Source organism: Aeromicrobium sp. EU05-FHT14F07, from assembly GCF_058790455.1.
The window spans coordinates 431,248-444,156 of record NZ_JBYTCR010000001.1; the positions used below are offsets into that span (position 1 = coordinate 431,248).

14 protein-coding genes are annotated in these 12,909 nt (G+C 71.1%); 11 read left to right on the forward strand and 3 right to left on the reverse strand.

Annotated features, from left to right (window positions below; all coding sequences use genetic code 11):
• Positions 1-52 precede the first annotated feature (52 nt).
• A complete protein-coding gene (locus AC3WRM_RS02150) occupies positions 53-2,383 on the forward strand; it encodes a thiamine pyrophosphate-binding protein (RefSeq protein ID WP_492248983.1) in 2,331 nt (776 codons plus the stop codon).
• A gap of 64 nt (positions 2,384-2,447) precedes the next feature.
• The gene (locus tag AC3WRM_RS02155; protein ID WP_492249019.1) at positions 2,448-2,936 is read left to right on the forward strand and encodes an Lrp/AsnC family transcriptional regulator; all 489 of its coding nucleotides are present in this window, start codon (positions 2,448-2,450) and stop codon (positions 2,934-2,936) included.
• Between the two features lie 12 nt (positions 2,937-2,948).
• Here the strand turns inward: AC3WRM_RS02155 and AC3WRM_RS02160 are convergent, their stop codons facing one another.
• Positions 2,949-3,557, reverse strand: coding sequence for a TetR/AcrR family transcriptional regulator (locus AC3WRM_RS02160; protein WP_492248984.1), 609 nt, complete (start codon positions 3,555-3,557; stop codon positions 2,949-2,951).
• A 108-nt stretch (positions 3,558-3,665) separates the two neighbouring features.
• On the opposite strand from AC3WRM_RS02160, the gene AC3WRM_RS02165 reads away from it, so the two are divergent.
• The 6 genes from AC3WRM_RS02165 to AC3WRM_RS02190 all read left to right on the forward strand — a co-directional run bounded on the left by AC3WRM_RS02165 (position 3,666) and on the right by AC3WRM_RS02190 (position 9,494).
• Positions 3,666-4,637: a fumarylacetoacetate hydrolase family protein gene (locus AC3WRM_RS02165; RefSeq protein ID WP_492248985.1), complete on the forward strand. Its 972-nt coding sequence runs from the start codon at positions 3,666-3,668 to the stop codon at positions 4,635-4,637.
• Between the two features lie 19 nt (positions 4,638-4,656).
• Positions 4,657-5,304, forward strand: coding sequence for a VOC family protein (locus tag AC3WRM_RS02170; protein WP_492248986.1), 648 nt, complete (start codon positions 4,657-4,659; stop codon positions 5,302-5,304).
• A 2-nt stretch (positions 5,305-5,306) separates the two neighbouring features.
• Positions 5,307-7,115, forward strand: a complete 1,809-nt coding sequence (locus AC3WRM_RS02175; protein ID WP_492248987.1) for an FAD-dependent monooxygenase — start codon at positions 5,307-5,309, stop codon at positions 7,113-7,115.
• Between the two features lie 58 nt (positions 7,116-7,173).
• A complete protein-coding gene (locus AC3WRM_RS02180) occupies positions 7,174-8,436 on the forward strand; it encodes a uracil-xanthine permease family protein (protein ID WP_492248988.1) in 1,263 nt (420 codons plus the stop codon).
• 93 nt (positions 8,437-8,529) lie between these two features.
• The gene (locus tag AC3WRM_RS02185; protein WP_492248989.1) at positions 8,530-9,222 is read left to right on the forward strand and encodes a VldE C-terminal domain-containing protein; all 693 of its coding nucleotides are present in this window, start codon (positions 8,530-8,532) and stop codon (positions 9,220-9,222) included.
• 86 nt (positions 9,223-9,308) lie between these two features.
• Entirely contained in the window at positions 9,309-9,494 is a 186-nt protein-coding gene (locus tag AC3WRM_RS02190; RefSeq protein ID WP_492248990.1) for a hypothetical protein, read from the forward strand.
• Between the two features lie 27 nt (positions 9,495-9,521).
• Here the strand turns inward: AC3WRM_RS02190 and AC3WRM_RS02195 are convergent, their stop codons facing one another.
• Together AC3WRM_RS02195 and trmB are read right to left on the reverse strand one after the other, a co-directional pair.
• Positions 9,522-9,884: a hypothetical protein gene (locus AC3WRM_RS02195; RefSeq protein ID WP_492248991.1), complete on the reverse strand. Its 363-nt coding sequence runs from the start codon at positions 9,882-9,884 to the stop codon at positions 9,522-9,524.
• Between the two features lie 19 nt (positions 9,885-9,903).
• Positions 9,904-10,656 (reverse strand): tRNA (guanosine(46)-N7)-methyltransferase TrmB, encoded by a 753-nt coding sequence (gene trmB / locus AC3WRM_RS02200; protein WP_492248992.1) that lies wholly within the window; start codon positions 10,654-10,656, stop codon positions 9,904-9,906.
• A gap of 36 nt (positions 10,657-10,692) precedes the next feature.
• Between trmB and AC3WRM_RS02205 the strand changes: the two genes are divergently transcribed.
• The 3 genes from AC3WRM_RS02205 (at position 10,693) to AC3WRM_RS02215 (ending at position 12,901) form a co-directional block, all read left to right on the forward strand.
• Positions 10,693-11,238: a DinB family protein gene (locus AC3WRM_RS02205; protein WP_492248993.1), complete on the forward strand. Its 546-nt coding sequence runs from the start codon at positions 10,693-10,695 to the stop codon at positions 11,236-11,238.
• Between the two features lie 133 nt (positions 11,239-11,371).
• Positions 11,372-12,229: a Bax inhibitor-1/YccA family protein gene (locus AC3WRM_RS02210; RefSeq protein WP_492248994.1), complete on the forward strand. Its 858-nt coding sequence runs from the start codon at positions 11,372-11,374 to the stop codon at positions 12,227-12,229.
• 159 nt (positions 12,230-12,388) lie between these two features.
• The gene (locus AC3WRM_RS02215; protein WP_492248995.1) at positions 12,389-12,901 is read left to right on the forward strand and encodes a hypothetical protein; all 513 of its coding nucleotides are present in this window, start codon (positions 12,389-12,391) and stop codon (positions 12,899-12,901) included.
• Positions 12,902-12,909 lie beyond the last annotated feature (8 nt).

Sequence of the window (12,909 nt, forward strand, 5' to 3'; positions counted from 1 at the left end):
CTCGCGGCGACCCGCTGGGCGACCGCCCGTCCTGCGACCGAGCGAGGCCCCGATGACCGAGCTGCTCCCTGCCCCCACGTCCGCCGACACCTCCGCGACCCTGCGGGAGGTGGCCGAGTGCGTCCGGTGGATCGCCACGGCGATCGTCGACGCCGCCAACCACGGGCGGCCCAACACGTCGGGCGTGAAGGTCGGCGGGCACCAGGCGTCGAGCGCGTCGATGGTCGACATCATGACCGCGCTGTGGTTCTCCGAGCTCGAGCGTGACGACCGTGTGTCGGTCAAGCCGCACGCGTCGCCGGTGCTGCACGCCGTCAACTACCTCCTCGGCGACCTCGACGCCTCCTACCTCGGGCGGCTGCGCGAGAAGGGCGGGTTGCAGAGCTACCCCAGCCGGCTCAAGGACCCCGACACCGTCGACTTCTCGACCGGCTCCGTCGGCATCGGCGCGACCGCCGCGATCTGGGCCGCGCTCGCACACCGCTACCTCGACTCGCGCGTCCCCGACGTCGCCCCCGCGGGACGGTTCATCAGCCTGGTGGGCGACGCGGAGCTCGACGAGGGGGCCGTGTGGGAGGCCGTCGCCGACCCTGCCGTCGCCGGCCTCGGCGAGGTGCTGTGGGTGGTCGACGTCAACCGCCAGTCGCTCGACCGCGTGGTTCCGGACGTGCAGGTCCACCGTCTCGAGGGCATGTTCGAGGCTGCGGGCTGGCAGGTGCTCACCCTCGCGTGGGGTCGCACGATCTCGGCCCTCTTCGAGCGTCCCGGCGGCGCCGACCTGCGCCGACGGCTCGAGTCGATGCCCAACGAGGAGTACCAGCGCATGCTGCGCGCCGACCCGGCCGAGCTCCCGGACCGCATCCTGGGCGACGACGCCAGCGCGGAGCTGACGGCCCTCGTCGGGTCGCTGTCCGTCGCCACCCTCGCCGACGCCGTGCGCGACCTCGGCGGCCACGACCTCGACCTGCTCGTCGACACGTTCCGCCACGTTGACACGCACCGCCCGACGGTCGTCCTCGCCTACACCATCAAGGGCCGCGGGCTGCCGATCGAGGGCCACCCGGCCAACCACTCCGCGCTGCTCACCGAGGAGCAGATGGACGCCTACGCCGCGGAGGTCGGCGCCGATCGTGACGACCCGTGGCGGGCGTTCGAACCGGGCTCTCCCGCCGACGCACTCTGCCGGCGACGAGGTGAGGCGCTGCGCCGCGAGCCCGTCGCCGCCCCCACTGTCGACGCCCTGCCGGTGGCGCTGGGCCGCTCGCACCGGGCCCCGGTGTCGACGCAGGCCGCGCTCGGCCGGTTCCTCGTCGACCTCACGCGCGAGGCGCCGCAGGTCGCGGGCCGGGTCGTCACCTGCAGCCCCGACGTCGCCTCCTCCACCAACCTCGGCGGCTGGATCAACAAGACCGGCGTCTGGTCGGCGCAGGACCGTCGCGACTGGTTCGCCGACGACGCGCAGCGGACCCTGCGGTGGGCGGAGGGGACCGGCGGCCAGCACATCGAGCTGGGCATCGCCGAGGTCAACCTCGTCGGCCTGCTCGGCGAGCTCGGCACCACGTGGAGCCGCTGGGGGGAGCGGCTCATCCCGCTCGCGACGCTCTACGACCCCTTCGTCGCCCGGGCGCTCGAGCCGTGGTCGTACGGCATGTACGCCGGCGGGCAGTCGATCCTCGTCGGCACGCCCTCGGGCGTCACCCTCGCGCCGGAGGGCGGCGCGCACCAGTCGATCACCACCCCGTCGATCGGGCTCGAGCAGCCCGGCTGCGTCGCGTGGGAGCCCGCGTTCGCGCAGGACCTCGAGTGGTGCCTGCTCGCGGCGATGAGCCAGGTGGGCAGGCCCGACGGCACGTCGGCGTACTTCCGGCTGTCCACCCGGCCGCTCGACCAGACGGCCGCTCGCCTCCCTGACGACCCCGACCTGCTCGAGCGACGTCGGCGGCACGCCGTCGCGGGCGGCTACCGGCTGGGCGACCCGGCCGGGGGTGACGACGTGACCCTCGTGGGCGTCGGCGCGATCATGCCCGAGGTGCTGGCCGCCGCCGACCGGCTCGCGTCCGTCGGCGTGCAGGCCGGCGTCGTGTGCCTCACCAGCCCCGACCTCGTGTACCGCTCCTACGACGCGCGCGGTCGCGTCGGCGTGCAGCACGCGAGCGACATCGCCGAGGTGCTGTTCCCGGCTGCGCACCCCGCTCCGCTGGTCACCGTGATGGACGGCCACCCCCACACGCTGTCGTTCCTCGCGGGGCTGCGTGGCGATCGCCTGGTCGGGCTGGGCGTCCGCGAGTTCGGGCAGTCGAGCGACGTCGACGAGGCCTACCGCCTGCACGGCATCGACACCGCCTCCATCGTCGACGCCGCCCTGACCCTCGCCGGACGCTGACGCACCCTCGGCCCCGGTGCCACGGCCTGCCCTACCCTGGGTGCCTCCGACAGGGAGGTGCGTGATGACGCAGACCGGCGACGGGTCGCGGGCGACCCCACGGGCGGCGCGCCTCGACGACGTCGACCGCCGTCTGCTCGACCTGCTGCGCCGCGACGCCAGGACACCGGTCAGTGAGCTCGCGCGCGCCGTGAATCTGTCGCCCGGGCCGGTCAGCCGCCGGATCGACCGGCTGGAGCGGCTCGGCGTGATCAAGGGCTACGTCACCGTCATCGACGACCGGGCCGCCGGCGACCTCGACGCGTTCACCGAGATCCGGCTCACCGGCGACACCGAGACCGGCGAGCTGGAGCAGCTGCTGCGTGGGATCGAGGAGGTGCAGAACGTCTTCACCATCGCCGGCGACCCCGACGTGCTGGTGCGGCTGCGCGTGCACGACGTCGACCACCTGCAGCGGGTGGTCAACCGCATCCGGCGGACCGGGCGCACGACGCACACGAAGACCCTGATCGTCATGCGCGACTGGGCGCGCGGCGAGGACCTCGACGACTGACCGGGGGAGACGTCAGGCCGGTGGCTCGGGCAGCGCGTCGAGGCTGGTCAGCAGCACGTCGACCGCCCACGTGGTGAGGGTGGCGACGTCGAGCGTGTCGTCGGCCGCCACCTCCTCGGCGCACGTGTCGAGCACGGCCACCCAGCTGCTCATGGCCACCCGGTGCAGCGGGGAGAGCGGCTGGGGCAGGCCGACGACCTCGGCCACGGTGGCCGCGCCCTCGAGCCGTGCCTCGCGCAGCAGCTGCCGCACCTCCGGCTGCGCCGCGGCAGCGCCGTGCAGGAGTGCGAGGTAGCCCTCGCGGTAGGTGGCGAGGAACTCCAGGTGCCGTCCGACGAAGCCCTCGAGCCGCGCGCGGACGGTGGTCTCCTCGGGGCGGGGAGCCTGATGCGCGCTCACCTCGGCGAGCACCTGGCGCAGCGCCTCGGCGGCGATGCCGCGCTTCCCGCCGAAGTAGTAGGACACGAGCCCGTGCGCCACGCCGGCCCGCGCGGCGACGTCGCCCACGCCCACGTCGTCGTAGCCGCGCTCGACGAACAGGGCGATGGCGGCGTCGAGGAGCGCCTGCCGTCGGTCCACGCGGGGAGGTCGCGGCATCCGTCCCTGTTCCTGCGTCGTCACCCGTCCACCGTAGGCCACTGATCGCCAATTGACGACTGGTCAAGTTCTTGACTGACGATCAAAGTCCGGCGTACGGTCGAGGTCGGACCCGTCGACGAAGGAGCACCTGTGGCGACCAACCTGCTGCGATACCGGACCGTCCCGTCCGCCGACGCGACCTGGGGCGTGCTCGGCGTCGATGGCTTCGTCGCACCGTTGGAGGGTGCCTACGCCACCACCGGCGACCTCGTCGAGCACGGCGAGGACGACTGGCGGGCGCGGTCCGGCGAGACCGGCTCCGTCGCCCTCGACGACGTCGAGGTGCTCTCACCCGTCACCACCCCGTGCCGGGTGATGTGCCAGGGGGTGAACTACCGCGAGCACGCGATCGAGTCGGGGATGGACCCCGACAGCCTCGACTTCAACCTGTTCTTCGACAAGACCGACGCGTCGGTCACCGGGCCGTTCGACGACGTCGTGCGCCCGGCGCACGTCCGCCTGCTCGACTACGAGATCGAGCTCGCGCTGGTGCTGCGCAGCCGGGTGCGCGGGCCGGTCAGCGTCACACGGGAGAACCTCGCCGACCACGTGTTCGCGGTGACCGTCGCCAACGACCTCTCCGCCCGCGACGTCCAGCTCCCACAGGGCCAGTACCTCAAGGGCAAGAGCTATCGCGGCTTCTGCCCGGTGGGCCCGTACCTGACCGTCCTCGAGCGCGACGAGATCGGCCTGCTCGAGGAGCTCGACCTGACGCTCGCTGTCAACGGCGAGGTGCGCCAGCACGACAGCACGCGGAACCTGCTCCACAAGCCGGCCGAGACGCTGACCGAGCTGAGCACCTTCTGCGACCTCGACCCCGGCGACCTGCTGCTCACCGGCACACCGTCCGGGATCACGGCGGGGTCGCCGCCCGCCGTCGTGCGACGTCTGGCGACCGCGATCCTCGGCGAGCGTCGGCTCTGGCAGGCGTTCGTCCGCACCAACCTGAAGAAGCCGTACCTGGCGCCGGGTGACGTCGTCACGGCGTCCATCAGCCACCCGCAGGGTGCCGTCGACCTCGGCACCCAGCGCACCACCATCGTCGCGCCGAGCGACGTCTGACGCCCCCGAGAGGACGACCATGGCAGAGCAGGACGAGCGCACCGCGGAGCGCACCCCCGGTCCCTGGGACGAGGCACCCGACTTCCTCGCCCACTGGGTGGTCAAGACGGCCCGCCGTCGCGAGATGACCGAGTGGTACGCCACGGTCTTCGGCGCGCGTGTGGTGCACGAGGACTCCGAGCTGACCTTCCTGAGCTGGGACCACGAGCACCACCGGCTGGCGCTCATCGGCCTGCCGGGCTTCGTACGGTTCCTGTTCCCGCTCGCGCGGTACCGCCGCAAGATCTACGGCGTCGACCACCTGGCCGTGCAGTTCCTCTCGATCGAGAAGCTGCTCGACACGTACGAGCGGCTGAAGGGTCGCGGGATCGACCCCGTCTGGGCCATCAACCACGGCCCGACCACGTCGCTCTACTACGAGGACCCCGACGGTATCCGGCTGGAGTTCCAGGTCGACAACTTCCCGACCATCGAGGAGACCGCCGCCTTCTTCGGCACGAAGGAGTTCGAGAGGAACCCGATCGGCACGATGTTCGACCCCGACTACCTCCTCGCCCGGCTGCGGCGCGGCGACGACCCGGCCGACCTGCTCGTCCCCGGCGCCGGCACCCCGCCCGGGCAGAAGCTGCGGACCAACAAGAAGACGATCACGTGGAAGACGCTCTGACGGTGCCCGGCCCGCCTGTGACGATCGTGGGCGCGGGAGCGGCCGGCTCCACCCTCGCCCTGCTGCTGGCGCGTCGGGGCGTCGCCACCACGGTGCTCGAGCGCCGACGTCAGTCGCTGACCCATCCCGCGGCCCACGTCGTGAACGCGACGTCGCTGGAGATCTGGGAGAAGGCCGACCCGCTCCTCGCCTCGACGGTGGCTGCCCTGAGCCCGCCGCTGTCCGAGCTCGGCACGATCCGCTGGGCGTCGGACCTGCACGACCCGATCGCCGACCTGAACTTCCTCGAGGACGCCGACGAGGTGGCGGCGGTGCGGACGTACAGCCCGTACCTGCGCTCGCACGTGGGACAGCACCAGCTGATGCGCGAGCTGTGGGCCGCGCTCGACCGTGCACCGCTCGTGACCTTCGTGCGCGGTGTGGAGGTCGAGGACCTGACCGTCCTGCCCGACGGCACGCAGCGCGTCGGGCTGACGTCCGAGCTCGGTCACGAGGACGTCGACAGTGCGTTCGTCGTGGCTGCCGACGGGGCCAACAGCCGGCTCCGCGACCTCGCGCGCCTCCGGCTGGAGGGGCCCGTGCTCGCGCGCATGGGCAGCGCGTTCTTCCGCGCCCCCGGTCTCTACCCACCGGGCGCGACGCGACCGCTGCTCACCTGGATCTACCGACCCGACTTCGCCGGCGTGATGATCGCCCATGCCGACGACTGCTACGTGCTCATGACGGTCTACCTGCACCCGGGCCAGGAGGTCGCCGGCTCGAGCCGGACCTACTGGGAGCGGATGGTGCCCACCGTCCTCGGCCGCGACCACGACGTGGAGATCCGTTCGACCGGCACGTGGGAGATGACCTCGCAGGTCGCCACCTCGTTCCGGCGCGGTCGTCTGCTCCTCGTCGGCGACGCGGCACACCGGTTCCCGCACACGGGCGGGTTCGGGCTGAACAGCGGTGTGCAGGACGCCGACAACCTCGCCTGGAAGCTCGACGCGGTGCTGCGCGGCGAGGCGCGGACGTCGCTGCTCGACACGTACGAGCAGGAGCGGCGGCCGGTCGTCGAGCGGTTCGCCGAGTACAGCGTCGCGAACCACCTGAGGCTCGACGAGGTGACGAAGGTCGTGGGGGTGACGAACCGGTCGCTCATGCAGGCGACGCGGGCCGTCAGCCGCCCCCCGCTGTCCTGGCTGCCGGCGCGCCTCGTCGCCCCGTTGGCCGAGCGGGCCACCCGTCTGCAGCTCGCCCGCACGGCGGCCCTGCGGGGAACGTCTGCCGCTGGGGAGCGCGCGCGTCAGCACGTCGTCGACGCGGTGCCTGGGCAGATCGAGCACTTCGTGGCCACCGGGCTGGAGTTCGGGTACGCCTACGGCGGCCGTCTGGTGGACCGCGAGCCCGGCGCGCAGCCCGTGGTCGACGAGGGCGTCCTGCGGCACCGACCCACGACCTGGCCGGGCTGCCGGCTCCCGTACGTGCAGCTCGACGACGGACGTTCCGTCCACGCGCTCGTCGAGGACCACGGCCTCACCCTCCTGACGTTCGACACCGAGGGGTGGCAGGCGTGGGTCGAGGCGTCGGCGGAGCGGCTGCCCGTCCCGGTGACCGTGCACGAGGTGCGACCGGCCGGCCCGCGTGCCGACGCCGTCGGGCTGCTGGAGGTGGGGGAGCGGGGTGCCGTGGTGGTGCGTCCCGACGGGCACGTCGTCTGGCGCTCGGCGGAACCACCGCTGCAGTCGGGCGTGCGGCTGGCGCTCTTCCTGCACCGGTCGTGGGGCCCCGTCTGGTCGGGAGCCGGAGCGCGCGCCGCGGCGGCCCGCTGACCTCGCGGGGAGCCAGGGCGGTGCGCGGCGAGACCCGTCGTTCCGCCAGAATCCACCCATGCCCCTGAACTGGACCCTGCACCACGACGGCAAGACGATCGAGGACGGCGAGATCGTCCAGCCGGGGGAGCGGCTGACGTGGCCGCGGACCATCGGGCTCGGTGCGCAGCACGTGGTGGCGATGTTCGGCGCGACGTTCCTGGTGCCGACGATCACCGGGTTCCCGGTCACGGCGACGCTGTTCTTCTCGGGCCTCGGCACGATCCTGTTCCTCGTCCTCACCCAGAACAGGCTGCCCAGCTACCTCGGCTCGTCGTTCGCGTTCCTCGCACCGATCGGGGCGGTTGCGGCGTCCGGCGCGTCGATCGAGGTGGCCATGTTCGGCATCCTCGTCACCGGCGTGATCCTCGCGGCCGTCGGCGCCCTCGTGACGAGGACCGGGATCGGCTGGATCAACGCGCTCATGCCGCCCATCGTGGCGGGCTCGATCGTGGCACTCATCGGCTTCAACCTCGCGCCGACCGCTATCAAGAACGCCAAGGTCGGGCCGTGGATGGCGGTCGTCACCCTCGTCGTCCTGGTGCTCACCGTCGTCGTGTTCACGGGGCTCGTCGGACGGCTGTCGATCATCGTCGGCGTGCTCGCCGGCTACGTGTACGCGGCGGCCACCGGCGCGCTCGACTTCAAGCCCGTCAGTGACGCGAAGCTGTTCGGCCTGCCCGACTTCAGCACCCCGGAGGTCAGCTGGGTGTTCATCCCCGCGTTCCTGCCGGTGGTGCTCGTGCTCATCGCCGAGAACGTCGGGCACGTGCGCAGCGTCGCGCAGCTGACCGGCGACGACACGATCAACGAGCGCACCGGTCGCGCGCTGCTGGCCGACGGCATCGCGACCACCATCGCCGGCGCGGGTGGAGGGTCCGGCACGACGACCTACGGCGAGAACATCGGCGTCATGGCCGCCACGCGCGTCTACTCCACCGCGGCCTACTGGGTGGCCGGCGCCATCGCGATCCTGCTGTCGTTCTCCCCGAAGATCGGGGCGCTCATCAACACGATCCCCGCGGGCGTGCTCGGCGGCGTCACCATCGCGCTCTACGGCCTCATCGGCATCGTCGGCATCAAGATCTGGATCGACAACCACGTCGACTTCTCGGTCCCGGTCAACCAGCTCACCGCCGGCGTCGCGCTCGTCATCGGCATCGGCAACCCCGAGCTGAAGGTCGGCGACATGGTGTTCAACGGCATCGCGCTGGGCACCATCGCCGCGCTCGTCGTGTTCCACGTGATGACGTTCGTCGAGAAGCGGCGACGGACGGTCTGAGTCAGCCTCGCAGCCGGGTCGCAGCGGTCTCGCAGCCCCTGCGTCGAGGCTCCGTCGTGTGGCCGGACGGACCGTCCACACGAAGGAGGACCGATGTCCACGTTCCGACAGAAGCTGCTCACGACCCTCGCTGCGGTCGTCGCGCCCCTGGCCCTCGTGGCCGCCCCGGCTGCGTCGTCGCAGGCTGCCGAGACCGACGCCGCCAGCGGCCGGTGGGTGACGGTGAAGCCCGGCTACGACCCGAGCCAGATCGGCCCCGGCGACAACCGCGTCACCCGTGGGGGGATCGACGGGCTCGGGAGCAACAGGTCGACCTACTGCGCGGGCAAGACACAGCCCGGCACGATCCGACTCAAGAACTACCTGCAGCACTACTTCCCGACGACCCGCGCCAGCGGCCTCTACAACTGCCGCAAGATCGCCAACAGCAACGAGTGGAGCCTCCACGCCGAAGGTCGCGCGGTCGACCACTTCGTCAACGTGAACAACGCGGCGCAGAAGAAGGCCGGCGACGCGATCCTCTATGCGTTCACCAAGAAGGACAAGAACGCGGTGCCCGCCGGCCTGGCGCAACGGTGGGGCGTGCAGGAGATCATCTGGAACTGCAAGATCTGGACGGCGGCCCGCGCCGACGAGGGTGTGCGCGCCTACGGACCGTGCAGCACCAGCTCGAGCCCCACGATCCGCCACGAGGACCACGTGCACATCGCGCAGCACCGCGTGGGTGCGGCCGAGGGCACGACCGCGTACACCGGCTACCAGGTGTGGCTGCCCGACGCGGTCTGAAGGGCGCGCGGCGCCGCCGAAAGCACGAGTCCGGACCCACCCTCCGGACGATGCCGAGGCGGCGTCGCGGCGCCTAGCGTCGAGACATGACCAAGCCAGCACAGCTCGCACTCGGGGCGGCGCTCGTCGTCGCGGGCGTCGTCGTCGCCGTCACCATCCCCGAGAAGCAGTTCCTCATCTTCACCGGCCGGCCCTTCGGCGTCATCCTCGCCATCGTCGGCGCCTTCGACATCGCCGAGGCGTTGTACCGGGACCGTCGGCGCGGTGACTGACGCGCCCTCCTCGCCGCCGGGGGACCGTCAGTCCTGCGCGAGCCGCATGGCGGCGTAGGTCTCGTCGAGCAGGAGGGGAGCCGTGGCGCCCCAGCCGTGGTCGTGCACGGCCTCGCCGACGGCCTCCGGCGACACCGTGGCCACCGGGAAGCAGGCCCACACCAGGGGGACGGCGGCGAGCCGCGGGAGCGCGTCGTCGAGCTGGTCGGCCAGGACGTCGAGGTCGTCGGCGAGCAGCACGGTCGCGTCGAGGTCGTCGGCGTCGTGGTCGAAGACCTCCACACCCTCGGGGAGCGGACGCAGCAGCGACGTCACCGCCGACGCCCCGCCGACGGCCCACACGCGGAAGCCCTCGCCGATGCCGAGCAGGTCGGCGGTCGTCTTGCTCATCGCGCCAGTCTAGGGTCGCTCAGCGCACCGGCCGCGCCGCGAGGTCGTGGATGACGCGCCCCTTCGCCAGGCCCTTCTGCTCGAACTTGGTGAGCACCCGCCCCTCGAACCGCTCGACGGGGCCGCCGTCGACGTACGGGCTGTCAGCCACCACCTCCGCCATCTGCTCGCCGTAGTCGGCCCAGTCGGTGGCCAGCCGCCACGTCCCGCCCGGTTCGAGCACTCGTGCCACGAGCGCCGTGAAGGGCACCGTCACGAGACGTCGCTTGTGGTGCCGCTTCTTGTGCCAGGGGTCGGGGAACCAGGTCCACAGCTCGTGCACCGACCCCGGCTCGAGCGCGGTGGCCAGCGTCTCGGTCGCGTTCGCGACGGCCAGCCGCACGTTCGTCACCCCGGTCGCGCGCGCCTGCACCAGGGTCTGCGCGACGCCGGGCACCCACACCTCGAGCGCGAGGAAGTTCCAGTCGGGGTGACGCTCCGCGGCAGCCACGACGTTCTCGCCGCGTCCGCTGCCGATCTCGACGACGAGCGGCGCGTCGCGTCCGAACGTCGACGCGGGGCCCACCCGCCAGTCGGGGTCGACCGACGTGCTCGGTCCGGCGCGGGGCACGTCGAGCACGTAGGCGTCGGCCAGCTCGTCCCACGCCGACTGCTGCTTCTCCGTCAGGCGACCACCGCGCCGGGTGAACGAGACCGGCTCGCGCCGGTAGCGGGGCGGCTCGTCGGGGGAGGAGGTGGCGGGATCTCGCGGCAGGTCGGCAGCGTCGGACATGGCTCGAACCCTAGGACGTCCGCCACGATCGTCGGCATGAGCACCACCGACGCCTCGCGCGACCCCGCCATCGTCCCCGACGACAAGGACTGGACGTGGGTGCTGCGCCGGCCGTGCCCCGAGTGCGGGCTCGTGACGGGTGAGGTCGAGGCGGTCGCCGTGGGCACGCTGGTGCGGGACTCGCTCCCGCGCTGGCAGCGCGTGCTCGGCCGGGCGGACGTCGGCACCCGTCGCCGCCCGGACGTGTGGTCCGACCTCGAGTACGCGTGCCACGTGCGCGACGTCTTCACGGTCATGCACGACCGGCTCCGCCTCATGCTCCACGAGGACGACGCGCGCTTCGCCAACTGGGACCAGGACGCGACGGCCGTCGAGGACGACTACGCCGGCCAGAGTCCTGCGGTCGTGGCGCCCGCGCTCACGGCGGCCGGTGAGCGGCTCGCGGCAGCGGTCGACGCCGTGCCGTCCGACGCTTGGGGCCGCACCGGGCAGCGGAGCAACGGCTCGACCTTCACCGTCGAGACCCTGCTGCAGTACCTCTGGCACGACGTCGCGCACCACCTCGCCGACGTCGGGGCGTGACCCGCGCGCCCCCTTTGGTTTCAGGAAGAAACCAGTCTGCGTCGGGATAGATTCGCGCATCTCCCTCGTTATGTAGGGTGAGGTCACATCGACCTCCTCAGAAGTGCTGAGTACTGATTCCCTGGAGGGAACCATGCAGAGCAACAACCCCGTGTTCAACCGATCCGAGGGGTTCAACGGCCGTGGTGCGGCCACGACCCGCTCGGCAGATCCGTCGCAGTGGAAGATCGACCTCGACGGCTCGGCCTCGCAGCCCAGCCCGACCCACACCACGGGCCGCGGCACGGGCTTCATGACCATCGAGTCCACCGTCGAGAAGACCGCGCTGACGCTCGGTGTCGTCGTCGCCACGGCCGCCGCGGCCTGGTTCCTCATCGGCGACCTCTCCACCGACCAGGCCGCCGTGCAGAAGGCGTTCGGCTTCGCCTTCGCCGGCGCGATCGTCGGCTTCGGCCTCTCGCTGGTCAACTCGTTCAAGAAGATCATCAGCCCGGCGCTCGTCCTCGCGTACGCCGCGGCCGAGGGTGTCTTCGTCGGCGCCTTCTCCAAGGTCGTCTCCGGCTACGTCGGCGACCCGACGATCGTGTTCCAGGCCGTCCTGGCCACCATGGTCGCCTTCTTCGCCACGCTCGGTGCCTACAAGTTCTTCAACATCCAGGTCACCGACAAGTTCCGCAAGGTCGTCACGATCTCCATGTTCGCCTTCGTCGGCGTCATGCTGGTCAACTTCGTCCTCAGCATCACGGGCGTCCTCGAGTCGGGCGGCCTGCGCAGCTTCGAGAACCCGGGCCTCTCGCTGGTCGTGTCGGCGGTCGCCGTCGTGCTGGCCGTCTTCATGCTGATCATGGACTTCGACTTCGTCGAGCGCGGCGTCGAGGCCGGTCTCCCCGAGCGCGAGTCGTGGCGTGCGGCCTTCGGCCTCACGGTCACGCTGGTCTGGCTCTACATCGAGATCCTGCGCATCCTCGCCATCCTGCGCGGACAGGACTGACACCCGCCGCACCCGACCGACGGCCGGTCACCCCTCGGGGTGGCCGGCCGTCGGCGTTCCCAGATCGAACTGAGTCGTCTAGCCTGTCGAGCAGAGGTTTCGAAGTGCAACAAAAGATCGGGGGATCTGATGGCTCAACGACGGATTCTGACGAGAGCCGTGGCGGCTGCTGCCGGGCTCGTGCTCGTGATGGCGGCTGGATCAACTGCCTACGCCAAGAACTGGAAGACCTACGACACCGACAGTCTCAATCGGACGGTGCCCTCCCAGAAGGCCTACAGCACCGGTAGCTCCATGGTCTGGCAGAACGAGAAGATCCGCGGTCAGGTGCCAGACGTGCGGGTGAAGTTCGCGGTCAACCTTCACGTGGACGGCGCAAGAAACTCGTGCGCGTGGCTTCGAGTGATCACCTATCAGAACAACGGACTCAAAAGGACTCAGTCGAAGCGGTTCCCCGCTAGTGCCTCGACGAACTTCGGGTACTACAGGTTCTGTCAGGCGAGTGGGAAGGGTGTGAAGTCCTACACCGGCTCGGACGAGCTGAACAACCACGTCATCAATAACAACAACAACATCGATCTGGCGAAGGTCAGCATCTGCTATACCGCGTCAAAGTCCAGGGCGCCGAGTGGTGACTGCTATGCGTTCACCGTGAAGAAGGGCGACTACTAACCTCCCCC

Excerpts from the sequence above, each read along its gene's own strand:
- AC3WRM_RS02150 (WP_492248983.1), top strand. The coding sequence starts at position 53 with ATGACCGAGCTGCTCCCTGCCCCCACGTCCGCCGACACCTCCGCGACC.
- AC3WRM_RS02155 (WP_492249019.1), top strand. The coding sequence starts at position 2,448 with ATGACGCAGACCGGCGACGGGTCGCGGGCGACCCCACGGGCGGCGCGC.
- AC3WRM_RS02170 (WP_492248986.1), top strand. The coding sequence starts at position 4,657 with ATGGCAGAGCAGGACGAGCGCACCGCGGAGCGCACCCCCGGTCCCTGG.
- AC3WRM_RS02180 (WP_492248988.1), top strand. The coding sequence starts at position 7,174 with ATGCCCCTGAACTGGACCCTGCACCACGACGGCAAGACGATCGAGGAC.
- AC3WRM_RS02185 (WP_492248989.1), top strand. The coding sequence starts at position 8,530 with ATGTCCACGTTCCGACAGAAGCTGCTCACGACCCTCGCTGCGGTCGTC.
- AC3WRM_RS02190 (WP_492248990.1), top strand. The coding sequence starts at position 9,309 with ATGACCAAGCCAGCACAGCTCGCACTCGGGGCGGCGCTCGTCGTCGCG.
- AC3WRM_RS02195 (WP_492248991.1), bottom strand. The coding sequence starts at position 9,884 with ATGAGCAAGACGACCGCCGACCTGCTCGGCATCGGCGAGGGCTTCCGC.
- trmB (WP_492248992.1), bottom strand. The coding sequence starts at position 10,656 with ATGTCCGACGCTGCCGACCTGCCGCGAGATCCCGCCACCTCCTCCCCC.
- AC3WRM_RS02205 (WP_492248993.1), top strand. The coding sequence starts at position 10,693 with ATGAGCACCACCGACGCCTCGCGCGACCCCGCCATCGTCCCCGACGAC.
- AC3WRM_RS02210 (WP_492248994.1), top strand. The coding sequence starts at position 11,372 with ATGCAGAGCAACAACCCCGTGTTCAACCGATCCGAGGGGTTCAACGGC.